A 22,553-nucleotide genomic window follows, 5' to 3' on the forward strand; every position below is an offset into this window, starting at 1 on the left:
TTTACTGCTCCAGTGGGCGCGATACAGAAGGAAATGATAGACACTCGATCAAAGAATCGTTTCTGCAAAACCTATTGATTTTAACCTATTACAGAAAGAAGGAGATTCTCTATGAAACGTTCAAAAAGATTTGAAATTTTGGAAGAAAGACCAGTCAATAAAGACGGATTTGTACAAGAATGGCCAGAGACGGGATTTGTAGCCATGGAAAGTCCAAATGATCCAAAACCTTCTATTAAAGTAGAAAATGGAAGAATCGTAGAGTTGGATGGCAAGAGGAGAGAAGACTTCGATATGCTCGATCAATTTATTTCCGATTATACAATTGATGCATCAATTACAGAGCAAGTTATGGCGCTGGACAGTGTAGAGATTGCCAGAAAACTTGTCGATATTAACGTCCCCCGTTCTGAAATCGTCGAACTGTCGAAAGGGGTGACACCTGCAAAATTGCTGGAAGTCCTGAATCACATGAACGTCGTAGAAATGATGATGGCTTTACAAAAGATGCGGGCCAGAAAAACACCATCCAATCAATGCCATGTAACAAATGTTCGAGACAATCCCGTGCTGATGGCTGCGGATGCTGCAGAAGCAGGGTTGTATGGATTTGATGAGCAAGAAACCACTGTTGGAATTGTTCGATACGCTCCATTTAATGCATTGGCTCTACTGGTCGGTTCCCAGACAGTAAGAGGAGGGATTTTAACTCAAGATTCCTTAGAAGAAGCAACTGAACTTCGTTTGGCTATGCTCGGACTGACTTCATACGCTGAGACGATTTCTATTTATGGAACTGAACCAGTTTTTATTGATGGTGATGATACGCCTTGGTCTAAGTCATTTTTGGCCTCTGCCTATGCGTCACGCGGGGCTAAAATGCGTTTCACATCCGGGACAGGTTCAGAAGTGCAAATGGCTGGAGCCGAAGGGAAGTCCATGCTTTATTTGGAAATTCGTTGTGTCATGATGGCGAAAGGTGCGGGAGTTCAAGGCTTACAGAATGGATCAATCAGCTGCATCGGTATACCTGCCTCAGTTCCAAGTGGACTCCGTGCAGTTTTAGCTGAAAACTTGGCTACGACAATATTTGACTTGGAAGTAGCTTCTGGGAACGATCAAACGTTTTCGCATTCGGAAATTCGCCGTACGGCTAAAATGCTTTGCCAGATGCTTCCTGGGACCGATTTTATCTTTGCTGGATTCAGTGCGGTGCCAAACAATGAAGACATGTTTGCTGGATCGAATATGGATTCAAGTGATTTAGATGACTATTTAATCATTCAACGGGATTTGATGGTAGACGGCGGATTAAAGCCAGTAGATGAAGAAAGCGTGATTGAAGCACGCTATCAGGCTGCAAAATCTATGCAGGCAATTTTCGATGAGCTGGGATTCCCTGCTATTACTGACGAAGAAGTGGAAGCCGCCACTTACGCCAATAGCAGTGAAGATATGCCGACGAGAAATGTCGTAGAAGACTTGAAGTCAGCCGAACAGATTTTACGAGATGGCATTTCAGGCTTTGATATAGCACTTGTATTGGAAAAAAGAGGGTATCGGCAAACAGCCGAACGGATCTTCGATATGTTAAAACAGCGTGTTGCAGGCGATTACCTCCATACTTCTGCGATTATCAATAAAGACAATCACGTTATGAGCGCGGTAAACGATGAAAACGATTACAGCGGTCCGGGGACTGGCTACCGCCTAAGCCCTGAACGTTGGGAAGAAATCAAAAATATTCGCCAAGCGATTAGTCCACAAGATTTTGACTGAGGGGGAATTTCAAATGACGACACCGACTTTTTATATCGATATGAAGATAACAGAAGAAGGAAATGCACAAAAAGGTTCAAATCCACGTGAAGTGATGGTCGTGCTGGGGCCAGCGTATGGTAAAGAATTAAATAAAACCATTGTCAAAGTAGACCATGCTTCTGTTCTCCGTGAGATTTTATCAGGAATTGAAGAACAAGGAGCTGTTCCACGAGTCATTCGAAGTTTACGCACCGCTGACTTGGCTTTTATGGCACATGGTGCCGCGCAACTGAGCGGCTCAGGAATCAGCATTGGCTTACAGTCGAGGGGAACCGTAGTGATCCATCAACGTGATTTGGATCCGTTAAGCAATCTTGAACTATTTCCACAGTCTCCGGTCATTACCTTGGAAATGTATCGGCAGATTGGGCAAAATGCTGCCAAATATGCGTTAGGAGAAAGTCCAAATCCTGTGTTGGTCGTAAATGATGCCATGACACGCCCGAAATATCAGGCGATTGCGGCATTGCTTTACTTAAAAGAATGCCAGTCACTGGTTCCAAACCAGAAGCCGATTGAACTCAAAGTGGAATTTTCAATTACTGAATAGGAGGAATTGCAAATGAAAAACCCAATCCAGGAAAAAAAGAGAAGGTTGTCAAAGGAAGACTATCCATTAGGATCGAAAAGTGCTGATTTACTATTTACAACAACGGATAAAGCCTATGACGAGTTAACACTGAATGCAGCTATATCGGGTGAGATTAAAGGAACGGATATGCGAATCAGCCCGAAAACCTTAGAGATGCACGCAGAGATCAGTGAAAGCTTAGGGCGTAACCAATTGGCTAAAAATTTCCGCCGTGCAGCTGAAATGATCAATATTTCCGACGCACGTATATTGGAAATTTACAATGCCATGCGGCCAAATCGTTCCAGCAAAGAAGAACTGCTGAAAATCGCTCAAGAATTGGAAGAAGAATACGGTGCTGTAGAGAACGCCAGTTTAATCCGGGAAGCAGCAGACGTTTATGAAAGAAGAGGTAGATTAAAGGAAATTGAGGACTGAGTGCTATGAAAAAATTAATAGCGGGCGTAGATATTGGCAACTCCTCAACGGAAGTTGCCATCGCACAAATAGAAGATAATCACGCTGTCTTTCTTTCTCAACATTTAGTTAAAACTACCGGAATTAAAGGAACGATAGATAATGTAAAAGGCATACGCTTTGCATTGCAAGAAGCGGCCAAAAAGGCAGGTATTTCATTAAAGGATATTGAAACGATCCGTTTGAATGATGCAGTTCCTGTAATTGGCGATTTAGCAATGGATTTGATTAGTGAAACGATCATCACGGAGTCTTCGATGATTGGCCATAATCCGGATACGCCAGGTGGAGCAGGTATGGGGATTGGCATCACAGTTATAATTGATCAGCTGACTGCAATAGAGAATAAGGAGCAGGAATACATTGTCGTTATTCCAAAGGAATTTGACTATGAATGGGCTGCTCATCGGATAAATAAGGCAGAGCAAGATGGAATCATCATTACAGGGGCTATTGTCCAAAAAGATGACGGTGTGTTGATTCATAACAGGTTAACGAAAGAGATACCCATTGTAGATGAAGTTTCCTTGATTGAAAAAGTGCCGCTGGGCAAATTGGCTGCGATTGAAGTTGCTTTACCTGGTTATGTCATTCGAACATTAAGCAATCCCTATGGACTTTCTACCGTGTTCAATCTTGATCCCGACCAAACGAAACAAATTGCGTTGGTTGCAAAAGCCTTGGTAGGAAATCGTTCCGCTGTGGTCATACGCACTCCTCAAGGAGAAGTGGTGGAGCGCAAGATAGAAGCAGGACGTGTCATCTTAAAAGGAACTAATAAGCAGCAATTGGAAGTATCCATCAATGATGGGGCCGAATCCATAATGAGTACGTATGAAAAGCTGGGGGTTCTTCAAGATGTCCGAGGAGAAACCGGCACGAATGTCGGGGGAATGTTTAATGGATTGCGCTATGATTTAGCGCAACTTACTGGACAAGCTGCTGAGGAAATCATGATTTCTGATTTCCTGGCAGTGGATGCAGTCATTCCAACGAGCATCAGTGGGGCGATGGCTGGTGAACTGTCGATGGAAAGCGGCGTCGCTTTGGCTTCGATGGTAAAAACAGATAAAGTTCCAGTGCAGCGAGTAGCTTCTTTACTGGAAGAGGAAATAGGCGTAGCGGTAGAAATAGGCGGAATTGAAGCAGATATGGCAATTCGTGGTGCCTTAACTACTCCGGGCACCAGAAAGCCTCTTGTCATTTTAGATATGGGCGGCGGTTCGACTGATGCGGCTTTAATGAGTGAATCCAGTAAAATCACTTCAATCCATTTGGCAGGTGCCGGAGACATGGTGACGATGCTGATCAATTCAGAATTGGCTTTAGACAATAAAGAGCTGGCTGAAAAAATCAAAAAAAATCCATTAGGCAAAGTCCTAAGTTTATTCCATATGCAATTGGAAGACGGGACGATTCTTTTTTCGAAAACGCCATTTCCTCCACATACATTTGGGAAAGTGTTGATTCGCGAAGAAAACGATCTTACCCCTTTGCCGAATAAGTTATCGATGGAGAAAGTACGCGATATACGCCGAAGTGCCAAGCGGCGTGTGTTTGTGACAAATTCGCTCAGAGCCCTTAAAAGAGTTGTGCCTACTGGAAATTTGAAGCACTTATCTTTCGTTGTCATGCTGGGGGGATCAGCTTTGGATTTTGAAATTCCACAGATGATTACCGAAGAGTTGGGGAGATTTGGAATAGTAGCTGGCTTTGCTAATATCCGAGGAACTGAAGGTCCCCGGAATGCAGTGGCGACTGGTTTAATCTTGTCTTCTGTTGGAAAAGAGGTCGTCCAATGAGCCTGAGGGAAGTTTATGTACTGATTCTCCATCATGACATTCAGCTGGATGAACTGAAAGAAGTTTGTGCAGGCTTGGAAGAAGAAGGCGTTCCCTATTTACTTCAAGAAGAAAAGCAGCTGGATACGTGCATTCAATTGTCAGCGAAGGCTGCTTCAAATTCACCGCTGCAGGTTGGCATCGGAATCGACCGATTCGGAAATATCTGTGTGCAGCATGAAAAACTGGAAAAGGACAAACCATATCTGCGGGGAGAATTAAAGAGCAGTCGAAAGGCTGGAAAGAATGCAGCCCGCTTGGTCAAAGGTTTGTCTTTAACGTTATAAAAAGAAGGGATGAAAAAAATGAGCCAACTTACGTTAGCGTTAGCGAAAAAAATGATTGAGGCTGCAGAAAAAGAAGCTGCCGAAATCAACGTTCCCATGGTGATCAGTATTGTGGATGAGGGAGGCAATTTTGTGGCTTGCCATCGGATGGATGACGCGCTTTTAGTAAGTGTCGACATCGCTCAAAACAAAGCTTGGACATCGGTCGCTATGAAAATGCCAACTGAAGAACTAGCGAAGGCAACAAGTGATGGACAAGAGTTATTTGGTATCAATACAACAAATAGCGGCCGTGTGGTTATTTTTGGAGGCGGAATTCCGTTGAAAGAAAATAAGGCGATTATTGGTGCCGTAGGGGTCAGTGGAGGTTCCGTTAAAGAAGATATTCAAGTAGCAAAAGCTGCAGTGGATGGGTTGGAGAAATCCAGCCAGACTGCAGCAGACGTTTCCAATTAAAAATAATGGGCACGGTTATACTGTGTTTCCGAAAAGATCTTTAGGAGTTTCCCAACTCCTAAAGGTCTTTTTGGAGAAGTTACATTCCTTTTATAGGACTTCGATGATAAATGATTGAGCAGATAATACCTCAAAACTTTCTTTATAAAGATTAAATAAGCTATAATAGAGGAAAACAATTTCTGAAAAGAAGAAATATTCAGAATTGGTATGGGGGGTAGACTTTGACTGCATACAATCTAAACCAACTTGTGAATGTCGAGGTTCTTCAGGAGATTCAGGAACGTTTTGCAGTAGCCAGTGGATTAGGGGTTATTATTGCAGATGAACACGGGCAACCTATTACGAACCCCTCAAACTTCACCAACTTTTGTTCTAAAATGCGTTCAACGGAAGAAGGGGGGGAATGTTGCGCTTTGTCGGATCAAAGCTTAGGGCGCCAAGCAGTTTTGCAAGAAAAACCAACTGTTCACTATTGTCACGCCGGCTTGATTGATTTAGCTGCACCCATCGTTCTGAACGGGCACCATCTCGGCTCTGTTTTATGTGGCCAAGTATTGATGGAACCGCAGGATAAAAAGCAAATTCAATTTATGCGTGAACAGTTCAAACATTTTTCCATTGAGAAAGAATTACTTGAGCAGTATGTGCAGGAGATAGAGTTTTCAAGTCAAAGGCGAATCGATTCGACTTTGCAGATGTTGCAATTGGTTGCGGATTACATTGTGAAAATAGGTTCTACCCACATGGTTGAAGAAGAATTGAACAACAAACTGATGAAGGAGCTGGAGGTGCATATTCAATTAGAGTCTCTTCTTCAGGAAACAGAACTAAAGGTATTGCAGACGCAAGTCAATCCGCATTTTTTATTCAATACCTTAAATACAATTTCTCGGATTGCTTATTTGGAAAATGCTGAGCAAACACAAAATGTAACATATTCATTGGCAAAAATTATGAGATACAGTTTACGCAGTTCCACCGAACCCGTAACGTTAAAAGAAGAATTAGACTATATCCAAAGTTATTTGACGATCCAGCAGTCACGTTTTCGCAATCAAATCCAATATGAACAATTGTTGGAAATAGATGCTGAGGCGATTAAAGTACCTATATTTTCAATTCAACCACTTATTGAAAACGCTATCATTCACGGTTTAGAACCACAAAGTGGAGACCTGAAAATTAAATTCCATGGTTATTTGAAAGAAGGCAATGTCATACTGGAAATTTCCGATACAGGGGTAGGTGTATCGGAAGATAGAATAGCTACTATTTTTTCGGCTGCCCGAAAGAAAAGCAATAGCCATACTACAGGGATTGGTATGAATAATGTTCAACAACGGATAAAGCATTACTTCGGCAAAGAATATGGCATAAGTGATATTAAGAGCGAAATAGGCAGGGGAACGACGGTGCAAATTACATTGCCAGCAGTGGTGGAGGTGGATGCCCTTGAATCTCATGATAGTAGACGATGAGCCGCTGGAACGAGAAGTATTGTCGATGATTATAAAAAAAGAAAAGTTAGCCATTGATCAATTTGTGGAAGCGAAAAATGGCGTAGATGCGGTCTATTTGGCTAAACAGAAGAAAATTGACTTGGTGCTCATGGATATTGAAATGCCGGTTATGGATGGCGTAACAGCTGCGAAAATAATCAAAAAAGATTTACCGGAATGCCATATTATTTTTTTGACAGCGAACGACGAATTCAGCTTTGTTGATGGACTGATTCCACGAGAAGTTAACGACTATCTTTTAAAGCCGGCTCACCCCACAGATATCGTCCAAGCCTTACTAAAACATATTCCAATCCAGCAACGACCGGTGCTGAACTCTTATGAATTCCATGAACCTTATAGACATCCTGAAATTGATAAAGTCATCGAATATATAAAGGAGAACCTTCACTTAGATTTAAAGTTGGACGCATTAGCGAGCATGGTTCATTTTAATGGCCAATACCTCAGCAGACTGTTTAAGCAAGAAACCAATCATACACTTACACAATACATTACGGCTTGCCGACTTGAAAAAGCGAAGCATTATCTTAGTTATTCAAGTGAAGACAAGGTCGTAGAAATAAGTAAAAAGTGTGGGTTTATTGATTCGAATTATTTTGCAAGGGTTTTTAAGAAATATGAAGGAATTAGTCCTAGCCAGTATCAGCAACAGATTTTTTCGAACAGGAAAAAGAGAATCAATTCTTTTAGCAATTTCCTGATGTAAATGCTATAGCCCATCTTTTTATTTAATTCAGGTTGCTTGATTAATTCTTCATTATGGCCTAATTTTCCAAAAGGATATGGAGTTAAAATGTGTATGCGGAGTGGTGATGAATGATAACCAGAAACAAAATTTATATGCCTGATTACAAAAAAACAGCCAGCTTCGGCAAGAAGCTGGCTGTTTGCTATAGTAGACGATTTTATAATTTAAAGCGCCGCCATACCGCCATCGATCCGGTACTGCGACCCTGTAATGAACGTACTTTCATCGGATGCCAAGAACACTACCAGGCTCGCGATGTCGTCCGACTCTCCGTAGCGTCCGAGCGGAATGCTCTTGGCCATCGTGGCTTCATCCACTTCCAAACCGGTTTCCAGGGAACGCATCATGCGTGTGTTGACTGGTGACGGATGAATGGAGTTGACGCGGATTCCGTGAGGAGCGTTTTCCACTGCTGCCGCTTTCGTCAAACCGACAACTGCGTGCTTCGATGTGATATAAGGCGAAACGTTCGGCGATCCGCCAAGTCCTGCAACCGAAGAGGTGTTGATGATGCTGCCGGATTTTTGCTTGATCATGACCGGCAATACTTTCTGAAGCCCTAAGAAGACGCCGCGTACGTTGACGGCAATGACTTTATCGAAATCCTCCACTTTTTGTTCGGTAATCGGTGTAACTTTGCCTTCGATCCCGGCATTATTGAAAAAGATATCGATTTTGCCGAACTTTTCCACGGTTTCATCGACATACTTCTGGACGTCTTCTTCCTTGGAAACGTCTGCTTGGACCGTTAAGACACTTTCGCCCAGTTCTTTTTTCGCTTCAGCAAGCGCATCTTCAAAAAGGTCGACCAAGACGACTGACGCTCCTTCATCCAAAAACCGCTTCGCTGTGACTTTGCCGATTCCTCCGGCTCCGCCTGTAATCACTGCTACTTTTTCCTGTAATCTTCCCACCATACATTCCTCCTGTTAATTTCAGAATTGATGAATAATTACTGAGGTACATTTCTTATTCTCCTAGTAATATAGCTGATATTAATGAATAGGGGTTATTGGGTGGAACCGACACCCTCATTATTAAATTATTATAGAAAGAAAAACAACCAGCTTCTAGCTGAAGTTGGTTATTTTAAAGTAAAAGATGCGTATTAAGCTCGTGTGTTTATGTAATTGTGTGTGTGCCAGGCACCCATACAATTTACAATGAAGAAATGGTCTTAAGGAGTTGCCTGGATGGCTTCCGTAATTTGGTCTACCGCAATTACGAGCTGATTATTATTAACGACGGCTCAAAAGACGGGTCCATTCCTTTGTTGATGGACGTGCTGCAATTAAGGGAATGTCCACTTCCTGCAATGAATAAGCTTGAGTACGAGGCTGTTAAAATGACCTATTGTTCCGATCTGTATCCCCACATACATGTAATTGATAAAGAAAATGGCGGCAAAGCCGATGCTTTGAATGCAGGGGCTGACCATTCAACGGGAGATATCATCATTACGCTTGATGCCGACAGCGTACTGGAGAAAAACTCGCTTATGCACATCAATGAAGCGATGCAGGATCCTCTGGTTATCGCGAGCGGCGGCATGGTGCATGTTGGACAAATGTACAAAGGAGGCCATCCGGAATTTAAAGGAAAAGGCCTGGTGAAATACCAATTGTCTGATTACATGATGTCGTTCTATGTCAAACGCCTGGTGCAAGCAAAATTCGGCTTAATGTCCGTCGTATCCGGCGCATTCGGTGCATTTCGGAATTACGCATTGTTTGAAGTCGGCGGCTATAAGAAAACGATTGGCGAAGACATGGAAATCACACTCAACTTTCAAAAGCTCATCCATCAAAAATACAAAAACAGCAAAATGCTCTTTGTTCCGAAAGCGCAATGCTATACCGAAGTTCCTGCTGACTTTAAGAATCTGTCTAAGCAGCGTGTCCGCTGGCAGAAAGGGTTTCTCGATTCCTTGCGAATCTACAACAAACATAAAGTCCATAACCTGGGGATGAAGTTCGTGATGTTTATGATTTTGGATGCCTTACTGCCTGGAGTAGTTGGCATTGTCACCACATTTGCGCTCATCGTATCGCTTTTCACTGGGGATCTGGTGGGACTGACGTTGATCTTGTTGATTATGACAGCGACTTTGCAAATCTGCCTGCGTTTGACTGCTTACCGAATCGCCATGCAATATGACCATCGGTATTCACTCGTAGACTATGCTAAAATTTTCGTTTTTTCAATTCTTGAATACCCCACTTATCGGATGCTGGATACGTATTATTTCGTCTATGGCTCGGTTGCTTACCTGTTTCAGCACAACCACTCATGGAATAAAGTGGAACGAACCGGCTTGGTTTCCATCTATCCCGAAACCCTGGCTGTAAATGGCATACCAGAGGTGCTTCAAGTGGCCCATGCAATGGTTGTTGACACAGTCCTGGAAACCTTGGAAAAAGTAGAATCGGTCGAGTCGAATGAAACCCAAAAAACGAATGAGGGAGTTAAAAAAGTTGGATAGGTAAATGACTAGCATGAGTACGCTCGTTCATTATTATTACAAAAAACCGCTTAAGAAAAATTCTTAAGCGGTTTTTTGGCATCTATTGCTCTTGCAGCATTAATTGATAATGAATGTAATCGAAGAAATGGGCCTGAGCGAGCATTTCTTCGGAAGCGATGTTTTTTGCCTGTTGAACAACTTCTCTAGCCATTTCTTCTTCTCCTGTAAGCAAAAAGTAGCTTTGAAGATAATAATAGACAGCGAGGGATTCATAATCTACTGTGGCATCCTTGGTTTCGCGATTATACCGTCCGTAAAGTCGCTGCTCGTTATTCCATTCTTCTTTGAGCCAGTAAAAAAACGATTTGGAATGCAGATTTTCTTTTTCCCGATTGATGGCAATCAGCAATTGGTCAATTAAATGGACTTCATCATTGTTGATGTATTCCTGCAGCTTGGTATCGTAGTATTCCGGAAAAAAGACCTGTGTGGCGTCCACATTCTTCAGCAATTCAACTGATTTCTCGGAGATGACTTGGGAACCTGTTACGTAACTAAGTGTCAAGCGCTGCGCCGGTAGCGAATATGACCAGTCATAATAGTCCACTGTATAGTTATTGTGCATCTGAACAGAATAAAGGGAGCGGCTGATTTTATCCGCTAACTCATCATAAGCGGTGTTTTCAAAAGCGTCTGCTGCCCGTTGCAGAACCGATAGAATGCGGATGTCATCAATCAACGCATTAGTTGTAGCCTTTTCGTTTAAACGCCACTGGATGAAAGACAGACGATTTTCATTGATGAGAAACTCATTTTCCAGAATCGAAACTTGCTCCTGAAAAGTCTGTTTATCACCAGCCAGCAACAGGTATTCCATGTACAAACCGAGGCTTTCTGATAAGACTTCGGAATCCGGTTTCCCAGGGTAGGCATGGATTAGTCTATCGGAGTGCATGTATTCTTTTTCAACTTGCTCCTGCACAGAGTCCATATCTCCACATCCGCTCATCATTAATAGAAGAAAAAAAAGGCAGATAATTTTTTTCTTCATCAGCCGATTCCTTTAAAGCGTTTTGTTTTATCCCAAGCAATGGTCGTTCCGCGGATGCGGCTCCAAACATAAGTGGAAAAGCTGCGAATCAGCAAGATGATGAACAACTGAGCATAGGTAAAGTACATCACGAAGACATAGAGGACATTCTTTAAAGAAACATTTCGGTCGACGACTAATGCACTCAACAATTGGCTGGTGTAGACAATGTAACTCATGAACCACAAAATCAATAACGGAGCCTCCATGTTCGGTAGCTCATAGCCGGCTAAGCTCATTATGAAAAAAACATCGGAGAAGAGAAGGACTCCTACAAAGACCAGGTAAGTCAAAACGTGCTGAAGGCTCAGGAAGAATGTCTTTCCTCTCCAATGTGTCAAATCCAATAACGATTTTTCCAGAAGATAAATATTGCCTGTGAGCCAGCGCGTCCGCTGTTTGATGAAAGTTTTGACTTGTTCAGGCTCTTGTTCCCATGTTCGGGAAGTAGGCACAACCGGCAGCAAATAACCTTTTGCTGTTAGGCGGACGGTCAGCTCTGCATCTTCTGCTAAAGCCAGCACGTCGTACCCACCCAATTCTTCCAACACGGATCGGCGAAGCAGCATATTGGTTCCAGCGAGCGACCCCAGTTTGAAGATTGTCCAGCGTCCACATTGCATGAGCAGCTGGAACACTTGGAATTCCAATGCAATCATCCGTGTTAAAGTGTTGGTGTCTTCATTTTTTGTTTTCACGTAACCCACGGCGCCAGCAGCATTTTGGGTCGTTTCTGCTGCTTTGACTAATTTTTCAAGGGCGTCGGATTCAGGTTCATTGTCCGCATCATAGACAACAAAATATTCAGAATCAGAAATGCTTAAGCCATAGTTCAACACCCGAGATTTTCCGGAAGGTGAGCCTGGTGGAACTGGAATGTAGTGAATTCTAGAAAATACATTGGCAAATTCTTGAGCAATCTCCGCTGTATCATCCTTTGAGCTGTCGTCCAGGACATAGATGTCCAATTTTCCTTTGTACTGCAGCCGGGCCATGGCCCGCAATGTGTCTTCCAGTACAATGCCTTCATTATGTGCGGGAATAAGCAACGCGACACTAGGGTATGCATCGAGTTCTGGCGCATCTCTATATGCGAGGCGAAACCAAATGCCAGCGACAGTCATAATAGAATAGAAAGTCAACAGCACCCAAAAAAAAGCCATGATAATGACGATTAAAGTTGTCATGATTTGATCTCCACCAGAGCGGCCAATTGACTGGCCTTATCTACCTGCATCTTCATGAAAGTGAAAGGAGGTTCAATGAAATTGAGTTCTGACCGGACCTTTTCCTGAAAGCGTTCGAGCATCCGCTGAGTTCCTTCTGCATGCGTATTTTTTAAAACAATATAAATGGCTCCGCTGTTACTGGAAATCAAATCGAATTTTTGGCGAATTGTCTGCAGTGCCAGACGTTCCAGGTCTTCCTGCAAATTTACCTTTGTCCGTTTATTTGGATAAAGGATATCGATTTTAACGAACCAGGCTTCTTCTTTATTGCGCTCACTCGATTTCAACAGCCATTGTGCCTGTTCATTGAATTCGGTCAAGGTTAGTAATTTGGTGACACCGTTGTATTTTTGCAGCAGTTTCACTTGCTGTTTCAATTCTTTATTTTCATAACCGATCTTTTTGATGAAGTTTAATAAAATCCAATACATCAATACCAGGCTTGTCAGTAATAGATGTTCATACATATACAACATCTGCATTTCAGGAGTTTTCTGATTGGTAAAGGAATATGCGGTTAAAAAAACGCCAAAAGCCAAAGCGATGGTAATTGCGTATAAAAATAGATAGCGGTCGTGCAAAAGAGTCATAATTAAAATGGACAGAGCGCCAATAGCAAGGACAATTTGATAAAAAGGCAAAGCCAGATAAGCGATAGCCCACCCGTTGATCAAAATTCCTAAAATCAATACACCGAGAACTAGATTTTTCTTCATACTTATCCCTCGCTTCTTAAAATTATGGGCCTAAAGACTTTTGTGACCGATTATTTATTCGATTAACAATACCATGTAACTATGAATTTGGCATTATTTTTTTATAATAGCTTTCTATTATTAATAAAATTGTTTGCGTGCCAGGCACGCAAACAATTTACAAACAACTCAATAGTAAGCAAACAGGTCGCTTTTGCACTGTCCATCGCCGTTTTTAGTATGATAAGCTAAAAAGTAAAACGGATGGTGAGTGGATGAAGGCGTATATTTTGAAAGTGGAAATGATCGGTTTGGAACCGGCTGTATGGCGGCGTGTCATTATACTGGCGGGGGCGACGTTTCAACGGCTGCATGCGGGCGATCCAGGGCATAACAAATTTTCAAAGCGAGTATTTGGATTGGCCGTTGCATTTACATGAATTCCGTTTGCCGGAAGAGAATTTGCTGGTCACCAATGAGCCGCAGGTTTATGAAGAGTTCAAAAAACAGAAGAAAGGTGCGGGCGGACCAACTGTCCGGAAACCACAATCGATTAAAATTGATGATTATTTGGAGAAGTATGGCCAACTTTCCTATACGTACGACTTCGGAGACAATTGGCAATTTGAGATCCGTCTGAAGAAGTGGTAGAGGATTATTATTTCGGTTATCCGACAGTATTAGACGGAGCGGGAGATGCGCCGCCTGAAGATGTAGGAGGGGCGACCGGATTCAAGTACTTGCTTTCAGTGCTCGCGGATGAGTCGCATCCCGATTTTAAGGAGATGTTATGGTGGAGCAAAGAGCAATATTTTGAACCATACAACCGGAGCCGCATCAATGAGTCTCTCACTAACCAAAAAATCAAGAAAACGGAATGGGAGAAGATTGACCACGTTAACATAGAAAGAAAACAACCAGCTTCTAGCCGAAGCTGGTTGTTTTAAAGTAAAGGATGCGTATTAAGCTCGTGTGTTTATGTAATTGTGTGTGTGCCAGGCACCCACACAATTCCCTCATAGCTCCTAATCCCTGTTGGGTGGAATTCCTGTAATATCTTGACAGGCTTAGTAAGAGTCAGTAAAGTAGGAGAGATGCCTGAATGGTATTTTGTCGTATTTCAATTAACGGTTTTCAAATCTGCCTCTAAGCAAATCAATTGTTGGAAATTGATTTATTTTGATTGGCAGTGGATTTATCAGGAATTGCGTCAAAGAGATAGATTAGGTGGAAATAAAAATGAATACATTCCGGCGAAAGTGTTAAGGAAGAATCTTTAGCAACGGCTGCCGACATGAGGTGAAGAAGTGCAAATCATTAAAGCAAAGAATTATGAAGAAATGAGCGAAATCGCTTGCTCAATGCTCGTGGAGCATGTTCAACAAAACGAATCCCCGGTACTCGGATTGGCAACAGGCTCTACGCCTGAAGGGCTTTACCACTCACTGATCACTGAATACCGCAAAGGAACTGTGTCATTCCAAGGTGTGACGACGTTCAATTTGGATGAATATGTCGGCTTGGACGAAGAGGATGCCAATGGCTATCAATTTTATATGAATGAAAAGCTTTTCAACCATATCAACATTCCGAAAAGACAAATCAATTTGCCTAACGGTGTATCGGCAGATTTGGACAAGGACTGTTCAGACTACGAGTGGAAGATCCAAGAAGCCGGCAACATCGACATCCAAGTCTTGGGACTGGGCTTGAACGGCCATATCGGATTCAATGAACCGGGAACATCGTTTCTAAGCAGAACACATGTCGTCGATTTGGACGAATCGACGCGCGAAGCCAATGCCCGCTTCTTCTCAAGCATTGACGAAGTGCCGACCCATGCTATCAGTATGGGGATCGCTTCCATCATGGAAAGCAAGAAAATCCTGCTTTTGGTATCCGGAAAAGAAAAAGCCGAAGCCTTGTATCAGGCGATGAACAGCCCGGTGTCGGAAGAATTTCCGGCAACGATTCTCCAACTACACCCTGAAGTCACCGTCATCGCCGATGAATTGGCGTTGTCGAAAGTGCTCGAGTCATATGGTGAAGACGCCATCGCTCATGAACTGCAAGTGAAATAGACATATAGACAGAACCTACCCCCTGCCGTCACGGCAGGGGGTTAATTGTTTGCGTGCCAGGCACGCAAACAATTCCCTTTGAATAGGAGAAAAATACTAGTCAATTTTCATCGTGGGTCTTATAATGAAAAGAATCAAGTTGCTCTATAAAATTAGAAGAATTAATGATATAGCTATTCGATAAACCCAGTCTATTTTCCATTAAGGCTCAACCCATTTGAATCACCATACAAATAGAGGACTTACGACTATAGAAGAAAGCTGAAGGGAAGAACGCTTTGAAAGCTAAATACATACCGGTTGTGCTGTGGGCTTTGTGCATCCTGCTGGCCACCAACAACTACAATTTTCAGTCCCTCTTATTCGCTCAGGAAATCGATTTCCACATTCGCCTGTTCCCGAACTTTTCGGATCTGTTCATCACGAGCGATATCCATTTGGAAAGCAAGACCTATGTGTTTCAGAAAGTCGGTCATGCCCTGTCTTTTGGCATCCTGTTCTTGATCTTGGCCAAAACCATTGCCAACGATACCAAAGCCATCATTCTATGCAGCCTCTTCGCATTCTTCACGGAAGTGCTGCAGTTGTTCTTTGAACGGAGCGGCAGGTTGAGTGATGTGCTGATCGACATCGGCGGCATTTACCTTGCCTATCGTTTGAGTGTTTACGTGAAAGCACAGGGAGGACCGGTTCCGGCCTTTTGGAAAACCGTCCAGAAAATTGCCGGTGTATTTGCGGATCAGAAATTACGCTAGTCTTAATAAAATAAAATCGCCGCCTCTTCGATGGTTGAAGAGGCGGCGATTTTTATTATTTATGGATAGAACGTCAGTAAAAGAACTTATTAATTTAAATAAAAGTTACCACGTTAAAATTATTTCCTAGGACCTCTGAAATGGTATTGCATCCTATAATTTTCCACTATATAATAAATCAACCACATTTTCATGGGGAAATGGGAGAGGCGGGAATAAGAAATGAAAGCGACAGGGATACAGACAGCACAGCAAGCCGTGGAGGCAATCCGTCAGTTATGGGCGGGGCGTTCAATCCGGAAATTGCGTGCGTTTTTAGGGGAACTCGAGACAGAAGATGATTTTTACCGGCTGATGCGTTTGACGGATCAGGCGGATTTATATACGTATAGCCATTTGCTGGCAACTCAGGCGCATAAGCGTTTCGGGACGCTGCGGACATTTACGTGGAGTTGTGCGCGACTGCTTGAAACGGGGCGCAGCCTGGAAGCGGAAGAACGCATGATGGGACGCCTGCAGGGCATTTCGTCTGCCAACGATTCGGTGGAAGAGCTGGCGTCGGCGCATCAATTGCTGCTGCGGGTATTTGCCCAGCTGAACCGCCTGCCGGAAGCGAAAGCGCAACTGGATCGTTACGCGGAACTGAAAGGTTTTGTCTGGCCGGACCTGGAAGGCTTTTATTTTATCCACAGCGGAGAATGGGCTGAAGCGGAACAGGTATTGGAAAAAGTCTTAAGTGATGATGTGACGGAACGCAGCTCGTATGTAAGGTTGCAATATGCGGATGTGCTGGCGATGACCGGCCGCCCAAAAGAGTCGTTGGGCGTTCTGGAACATGGAGAGCAGATCGAGCCCGGCACATGGACTTACCGTGCGGACATCATCCGTACGCTGTTTTTCCTCGGCTATTACGAAAAAACGTTAGATTTGATCACGGCATACAATGAAGAAAATCCCTATCATGTCCACCGTCCGTCCTTTATTTACATGACTGCCGAAGCTCTCTATAAACTTGAGCGCTGGGAAGAGTTGAAGGCATGGGTTGCGGATCACCCGAAAGTGCTGGAGAAAAGTGTCTACGGCAAAGGGGAAATCCGAAAGGAAGCCGAGCGCCGGGAGCTTCAATTGACGCCCAACATCCAGAAGCTCAATTATTGTGTGCCGGCATCACTCGCATTGATGCTGGAAGCGTATGGCATGAAAAAAGGGCAGGACGAAATCGCTGAGCATGTATTCGATGTGACGGGTTCAGATCTGCAAAAGACCATGGAATACATGGAGATGCTTGGGTTTACAGCGCGTTATTTCAAAGGGACGATCGACGTCTACAAAAAATTGATTGATGCTGGGATTCCAGTGCTGCTCAGCATGATGATTGAAAACAATGCGCATGTGCAAGTGGTCATCGGCTATGACGACCGGCTGCAGGCGCTGATCATCCAGGATCCGAATGACCTTGGACCGTATTTATTGTCCTACCAGGACGTTGCCGATACGTTCAAGTTGACCGATTCCTTGAGCATGGTATTTTTGATGCCGGAACAGCTGGAAATGCTGGAGTTGCTGGACAGCAAGCAGCATGACTTTTTCAATGAATTATTCACTATTTGGGGAGACGACACAAAAGGGCGCGACAAAAACCGGTCAATCGAGTTTCTAAAGGCGCATCCCGATGAGCGCTATGCGGCAGTGGTCGGTTTGGTGACTTTGTTCTCAGAAGAAGCGAAAGCCCTTCATTCGACATGGCTCGAAAAGATCCACCAGGACCTCGGCAAAGAAGACGGCGAAGTGGCTTTGCTTGCGGCGCATATGCATTACCAGAAAGATGAGACAGAACAAGCGCTGGCAAGCCTTGCGCTTGTGAAGGAAAAGAATTCGCCATACGCGCTGTTTTTGAAGGCGGCGATTTTGATGAGCCGCAATGAACACCAGAAAGCGATCCCGCTCTTGAAACGCTCGATTGAGTTGGACAATTACCAACCGATGGCGTACAGCCATTTGGCGCGCTGTTATTTGGAAGTCGGCAAGACCTACCAGGCATTCAAATGGTCAGGAATTGCGCTTGACCAGGTGCCGAACGACATCTCGACGCGCATTACGCATAGCCTGATCCAATACGAATCGGGTGCTTATGAGAAAGCGTTGGCGCGTTTCCGTGAGCTTTCCGATGAACAGCCGGAAGATGGGTATTTCATTTACGAAATGGGCCGCTGTCTGTTGGCGCTCGGGGAAGAAGAGAACGCCATCGAGGCATTCGGGCGTGCTCGGGATATTGATCCGAAAGAGCCGTTTTCGTATTTGCGGATTGCTGAAATCCACCTGGCTGCAAAAGACTGGCCGGAAGCGGAAAGCGTTCTGCATGCCGGCATCGCCAATTGTGAAACGGCTGATGTGCTGCATCAGTATTTGGGCCATCTCGACATGGAAAAGGAACAGTATCAAGAAGCGGAAGCGGAATACCGCAAATCGCTTGAAATGGACCCGAATGATTTGTTTACGGCGACGCACATTGCCCATGCGCTGCTCAAGCAGCAGAAAATGGCCGAATTGGGTAAATGGGTCGCGCATTATGCGGAATCCGGCGATACCGATTATTTTGTCCGGACTGCGGCGATGCTGTGGCAGGAGTCAGAGGACGATGCGGGCAAAGCACTGGCACTGGATCTGCTGGAAAACGGTATGGCGCGTGTTGCGCTGGATCTTCATGAAATGGCCGAACAGTATGCGGATTTCGGCGAAGCACCGCAGTTCCGCAGCCGCTTGTTTGATTTCTTCAAAGGCCTGCGTGAAAAGAAAGCGGATGCGCTTTTGCTGTGCTATGAAGCGAGCCTTTACGAACTGGAGGACCATCAGCGTTATGCACAGATCCTCTACAGCCAGGCGGCGGAACTGGAAGGCCTGGCGCTTGCTCTTTACCGCCTTGGCCTGCTTGCTGAACAAGCCGGAAAATGGAATGAAGCACTGGCTCACTTCACGAAATGTGCGGAAGCGGAAGCCGGCTTCACAGGAGCTCATGAAGGATTGATGCGGACGCATTTGGCGTTGGAAAATAAAACACAAGCGTTTACAGCGGCTTTGCATGTGCTGGAAAATGAACCACTGCTGCTTGATCTGGGTGAGCTGTTCGGTCTGATCGACAATGAAACACAGCTTGCGGCTGTAGAGAATTCATTGAAGAAAGTGTCCTTGCAAGTACCGGAGGAATGGCTGCTTGCAGCACAAGCTCATATAGCAGAGAAAAAAGGCGATTTATCGGGAGCAGAATCGTTGTTCCAACAGGCGAAAGCGGTCAACGGGGCCTATCCATCGCATTACCAGCATATCGAATTTTGCGTCCGCCAAGGGGATGTAAAGCGTGCAGTCGGATTGCTGGAGGAATTGATTGCCGAGCATCCGGACGAGGAAGGTTTGTATGCCGAATACGTCCGTTTGCTGATGGACATGCGCAAAACCGGCGACCTGCACAAACGGTTGAGAAAACGCCTGAAAGGCGAGGAATTGGCGATGGCGCAAACGTACAGCGCAGATCAATTGGCGGAATGGGTCGATGAAGAGGATGAAGAAGCGCCGAAGCATTTTATCCGCAGGCTGCGTGACAAGTCACGACGTTTCCTGATGCTTTCAAACGTCATTTCGCTTTACCTGGAGGCCATGAAGAATTTCAAGGACAGCGAAGTGCCGGTGCTGCATCTCGCCGACTTCTATATGAACCGCGGCATGGCGGATGATGCGGCGAAGGAACTTGCGCCGTTCGTCAAACGCACCGGCCATTTTGGAGCTGCCAAAGCGCTACTGCAGGCGACCCTGCAGGAAGCGAACGAAAAACAGTCCGAAAAGCTGTTGAATAAAGCCATCAAACAGGCGAAACAACTTCATTTGGAGCAGCCGGCAGATATCGATATTGTGTTATGGCAAGGCGATATGGCGGCTGTACTCGGCGAAATCGCACAGGCGGAGGCGTATTACGAGCAGGCGATTGCTTTGAATCCGTACCACAGCGAAAGCTATGTCCGTTTATTGCATTTGTTGGCAGAGCACCAGCCGGAAGACGCCAAGCGTTTTGAAAGCCGTCTGCCCGAGGAGCTGCAAGTCAATGAATGGATCCGTTTGTCGCTGGCCATGATCTACACGACGATGGGCGACAGTGCAGCCGCCACAGAACGGCTGTTGGCGCTGCAGGATGATGAACCCACATACTTGCCGGTAGGCTATGAACTTGCACGTGCTGCCATGAAAGCCGGGCAACCCACGCGTGCCAAAGAATTGCTGAGCCAGTTATTCAATACCGAAGGCGGCGAACAATTTATCGAAACCGCCATCGAAGAGGAATTGTTCGAAGAAATATTGGAAGATGTTTTTGCCGTAGGGGTTTAACTCTGTTCCAAAAATAAATACAGCTAATCAAAACCACCTTTCCTGAAGCTCATAGATTTCAGGGAAGGTGGTTTTTGTATGCCGAAATATGGCAAAGGTGCGAGCGGATGATTGCCTGTATTTGTCGAAAAGAGTTGAATTTGGCACTACCTTTCTTCATAATTATTAGGGATATAGTCATGAATTAAATACAATAGGTTCAAGGAGTGGCAAAAGAATGAAAATGATGGTCAAAACGATAAGTATAACAATCGGCGTCTTGGCGCTGTTGGCAGGAGCCGGTTATTATTTTTTCACGCAAAATTCCACGAGCGGCGGAGAAATAACGAAAGTGGCGGACAAAATCGAGGAGCGTGAAGAAAAAGAAGGCACGCCTGAAAAGAGCGGAACTGAAGAAGAAGATGCTGATATGACAGAAGTCGATTTGCAAATCCTACTTCATCAGATGACGCACCAAAAAATCAGCGCTGGCAAAAAGAAAGGCGCTGTCGAAATGACGCAAGAGAACATCGATGGCTTGCTGCTGATTGTACAAGCCAACAAGCATCTGTATGAGCACGGCCCTTTTTATGAAGACGCCTTGACTGAGTGGCAGCAAGGAGATTTCTCCAACTCCGTCACGGTCCACAACACCATCTGGGATTGGCATAATGGTACGGTCGGCAGAGCTACCGGGTTGATGAGTGCCGAAGAAGAACAGGAATTTGTTGAAAGACATTTTAGATAAAAATACTATACATAGAAGAAGAGGCTGTCCGCGGACAGCCTCTTTCTTCAGCTTCTTGCCGATTTGTAATTGTTGTACTCAGGCACCACCGAGCGGTCCACATAAAGGTGGAAGAACCACTCGCCGGCTGACAGGACCAATGCGCCAACCAGCGCCGGCGTCACCATCTCGAAATTCTGGCCGGTCAACAGCCAACCGATCAGCCAAATGGTCAGGAACGCCATGACGAAATCAACAAAAGTTGCGATGGTATTGCGCCCTGACTGATTTTCTGGTCTGCCGGCATTCAAAAAAATCATGATATCGCCCATTGCGTAGGACAATGCTGTCAGCGCCAAACTGATCAGCAGCGTATCAACAAACGAAACATCAAAAATCAAGGTAAGAACGATCAATAAGACAGCAGCCACCATTACAAATTTAATCGCCAGTGCAAGCAAATGCCTCAACAGCTTCTCCTCCTCAAAAAAAATTCTATTAAGGAGAATTTACCCGTTTTCCGGACAGAGTATGCCGAAATGTGAAAATAACACGAAAAGCCGCCTCTCCATTGGCTGAAGAGGCGGCTTTCAAACGATTAACGTACGTTCATTTCATTGGGGTGAGCGCCTTTGCGGCGGTCTTTGTTGAGTGCGTTGATTTCATTCATTTCCGCTTCCGACAGCTCGAAGTCGAAAACATTGAAGTTCTCTTCGATGCGTGACGGCGTCACGGATTTCGGAATGACGATTGTGCCGTTTTGCAGGTGCCAGCGAAGAACAACCTGAGCCGGCGATTTGCCTTTGGCTTCGGCGATTTTCTGGATGGTCTCATCTGTCAGCACTTCGCCGCCTTGGTCAAGCGGGCTCCAGGCTTCAACGAAGATATCATGCTTAGCGCAGAATTCCTTCAATTCGTTTTGTGCCAGGTACGGATGGCATTCCACTTGGTTCAGGACCGGCGGAATGTCGCATTCCGCAAGCAAACGCTCGAGGTGCTCAATTTCGAAATTGCACACACCGATCGCTTTGACACGGCCATCTTTATACAGCTGCTCCAACGCTTTATAGGTATCCACATAATTATCGAATTCCGGAGTCGGCCAATGGATCAGATACAAATCGACGTAATCTAGGCCGAGGCGCTCCAAGCTTTCTTCGAAGGCGCGCAACGTATTGCCGTAACCTTGGTCGCTGTTCCAGACTTTCGTCGTGATGAACAACTCTTCACGCGGCACAGTCGTTTCCTTCAACGCTTTGCCGACGCCTTTTTCATTCTGGTAAATCATAGCGGTATCGATCGACGTATAACCCGTCTCCAACGCTTTCGAAACAGCTGCGGTTGCCTGGTCGTCTTCAACTTGCCAAACGCCAAAGCCCAGCTGCGGCATTTTTATCCCATTGTTTAATGTAATAAAGTCCATTATGCATTT

22 protein-coding genes are annotated in these 22,553 nt (G+C 44.7%); 16 read left to right on the top strand and 6 right to left on the bottom strand.

The window, feature by feature from the left end; genetic code table 11:
* Positions 1-111 precede the first annotated feature (111 nt).
* The 8 genes from H9630_RS01145 to H9630_RS01180 all read left to right on the top strand — a co-directional run bounded on the left by H9630_RS01145 (position 112) and on the right by H9630_RS01180 (position 7,685).
* Entirely contained in the window at positions 112-1,779 is a 1,668-nt protein-coding gene (locus H9630_RS01145) for a propanediol/glycerol family dehydratase large subunit (protein ID WP_191713658.1), read from the top strand.
* 13 nt (positions 1,780-1,792) lie between these two features.
* A complete protein-coding gene (locus tag H9630_RS01150) occupies positions 1,793-2,371 on the top strand; it encodes a propanediol/glycerol family dehydratase medium subunit (protein WP_191713659.1) in 579 nt (192 codons plus the stop codon).
* Between the two features lie 12 nt (positions 2,372-2,383).
* Positions 2,384-2,830 carry a diol dehydratase small subunit gene (locus H9630_RS01155; RefSeq protein ID WP_191713660.1) on the top strand — a complete coding sequence of 149 codons (447 nt, stop codon included), beginning with the start codon at positions 2,384-2,386 and terminating at the stop codon, positions 2,828-2,830.
* Positions 2,831-2,835: 5 nt separating this feature from the next.
* Complete coding sequence (locus H9630_RS01160) at positions 2,836-4,671, top strand: diol dehydratase reactivase subunit alpha (RefSeq protein WP_191713661.1); 1,836 nt, start codon at positions 2,836-2,838, stop codon at positions 4,669-4,671.
* Positions 4,668-4,997 carry a glycerol dehydratase reactivase beta/small subunit family protein gene (locus H9630_RS01165; RefSeq protein ID WP_191713662.1) on the top strand — a complete coding sequence of 110 codons (330 nt, stop codon included), beginning with the start codon at positions 4,668-4,670 and terminating at the stop codon, positions 4,995-4,997. The genes H9630_RS01160 and H9630_RS01165 overlap by 4 nt, the downstream gene beginning before the upstream one ends.
* Before the next feature lie 18 nt (positions 4,998-5,015).
* On the top strand, positions 5,016-5,453 hold the full coding sequence (locus H9630_RS01170) for a GlcG/HbpS family heme-binding protein (RefSeq protein WP_191713663.1): 438 nt from the start codon (positions 5,016-5,018) through the stop codon (positions 5,451-5,453).
* A 224-nt stretch (positions 5,454-5,677) separates the two neighbouring features.
* Entirely contained in the window at positions 5,678-6,934 is a 1,257-nt protein-coding gene (locus H9630_RS01175; protein ID WP_191713664.1) for a sensor histidine kinase, read from the top strand.
* Positions 6,918-7,685, top strand: a complete 768-nt coding sequence (locus H9630_RS01180; protein WP_225218357.1) for a response regulator transcription factor — start codon at positions 6,918-6,920, stop codon at positions 7,683-7,685. Before H9630_RS01175 ends, H9630_RS01180 begins: the two co-directional genes overlap by 17 nt.
* Before the next feature lie 206 nt (positions 7,686-7,891).
* Here H9630_RS01180 and H9630_RS01185 read toward each other — a convergent pair whose 3' ends face one another.
* On the bottom strand, positions 7,892-8,644 hold the full coding sequence (locus tag H9630_RS01185) for an SDR family NAD(P)-dependent oxidoreductase (RefSeq protein ID WP_225218310.1): 753 nt from the start codon (positions 8,642-8,644) through the stop codon (positions 7,892-7,894).
* A gap of 221 nt (positions 8,645-8,865) precedes the next feature.
* On the opposite strand from H9630_RS01185, the gene H9630_RS01190 reads away from it, so the two are divergent.
* Entirely contained in the window at positions 8,866-10,209 is a 1,344-nt protein-coding gene (locus H9630_RS01190; protein ID WP_191713666.1) for a glycosyltransferase family 2 protein, read from the top strand.
* Positions 10,210-10,291: 82 nt separating this feature from the next.
* Here H9630_RS01190 and H9630_RS01195 read toward each other — a convergent pair whose 3' ends face one another.
* The 3 genes from H9630_RS01195 to H9630_RS01205 are packed head-to-tail and all read right to left on the bottom strand — an operon-like array spanning position 10,292 to position 13,226.
* Entirely contained in the window at positions 10,292-11,242 is a 951-nt protein-coding gene (locus tag H9630_RS01195; protein ID WP_191713667.1) for a hypothetical protein, read from the bottom strand.
* A complete protein-coding gene (locus H9630_RS01200; RefSeq protein WP_191713668.1) occupies positions 11,242-12,468 on the bottom strand; it encodes a glycosyltransferase family 2 protein in 1,227 nt (408 codons plus the stop codon). The genes H9630_RS01195 and H9630_RS01200 overlap by 1 nt, the downstream gene beginning before the upstream one ends.
* Positions 12,465-13,226 carry a hypothetical protein gene (locus H9630_RS01205; RefSeq protein ID WP_191713669.1) on the bottom strand — a complete coding sequence of 254 codons (762 nt, stop codon included), beginning with the start codon at positions 13,224-13,226 and terminating at the stop codon, positions 12,465-12,467. The genes H9630_RS01200 and H9630_RS01205 overlap by 4 nt, the downstream gene beginning before the upstream one ends.
* A 254-nt stretch (positions 13,227-13,480) precedes the next feature.
* Between H9630_RS01205 and H9630_RS18785 the strand changes: the two genes are divergently transcribed.
* From H9630_RS18785 to H9630_RS01230, 7 genes are all read left to right on the top strand, one after another.
* Positions 13,481-13,645 (top strand): plasmid pRiA4b ORF-3 family protein, encoded by a 165-nt coding sequence (locus H9630_RS18785; protein ID WP_225218408.1) that lies wholly within the window; start codon positions 13,481-13,483, stop codon positions 13,643-13,645.
* Positions 13,632-13,856: an IS1096 element passenger TnpR family protein gene (locus H9630_RS18940; protein ID WP_404825516.1), complete on the top strand. Its 225-nt coding sequence runs from the start codon at positions 13,632-13,634 to the stop codon at positions 13,854-13,856. The genes H9630_RS18785 and H9630_RS18940 overlap by 14 nt, the downstream gene beginning before the upstream one ends.
* Entirely contained in the window at positions 13,850-14,152 is a 303-nt protein-coding gene (locus H9630_RS18945) for an IS1096 element passenger TnpR family protein (protein WP_404825517.1), read from the top strand. Before H9630_RS18940 ends, H9630_RS18945 begins: the two co-directional genes overlap by 7 nt.
* 360 nt (positions 14,153-14,512) lie before the next feature.
* Positions 14,513-15,286 (top strand): glucosamine-6-phosphate deaminase, encoded by a 774-nt coding sequence (nagB, locus tag H9630_RS01215; RefSeq protein ID WP_191713670.1) that lies wholly within the window; start codon positions 14,513-14,515, stop codon positions 15,284-15,286.
* Between the two features lie 278 nt (positions 15,287-15,564).
* Positions 15,565-16,041, top strand: coding sequence for a VanZ family protein (locus tag H9630_RS01220; RefSeq protein ID WP_191713671.1), 477 nt, complete (start codon positions 15,565-15,567; stop codon positions 16,039-16,041).
* Between the two features lie 222 nt (positions 16,042-16,263).
* The gene (locus H9630_RS01225) at positions 16,264-20,415 is read left to right on the top strand and encodes a tetratricopeptide repeat protein (protein WP_191713672.1); all 4,152 of its coding nucleotides are present in this window, start codon (positions 16,264-16,266) and stop codon (positions 20,413-20,415) included.
* Positions 20,416-20,632: 217 nt separating this feature from the next.
* Positions 20,633-21,142 (top strand): DUF6241 domain-containing protein, encoded by a 510-nt coding sequence (locus tag H9630_RS01230; protein WP_191713673.1) that lies wholly within the window; start codon positions 20,633-20,635, stop codon positions 21,140-21,142.
* Positions 21,143-21,189: 47 nt separating this feature from the next.
* On the opposite strand, the gene H9630_RS01235 is transcribed toward H9630_RS01230, so the two are convergent.
* The gene (locus H9630_RS01235) at positions 21,190-21,591 is read right to left on the bottom strand and encodes a DUF2512 family protein (protein ID WP_191713674.1); all 402 of its coding nucleotides are present in this window, start codon (positions 21,589-21,591) and stop codon (positions 21,190-21,192) included.
* A gap of 128 nt (positions 21,592-21,719) precedes the next feature.
* Complete coding sequence (locus H9630_RS01240; protein ID WP_191713675.1) at positions 21,720-22,544, bottom strand: aldo/keto reductase; 825 nt, start codon at positions 22,542-22,544, stop codon at positions 21,720-21,722.
* Positions 22,545-22,553: the final 9 nt, after the last annotated feature.

The sequence above is a fragment of the Planococcus wigleyi genome (genome assembly GCF_014836985.1).
Classification (GTDB): Bacteria; Bacillota; Bacilli; order Bacillales_A; family Planococcaceae; genus Planococcus; species Planococcus notacanthi.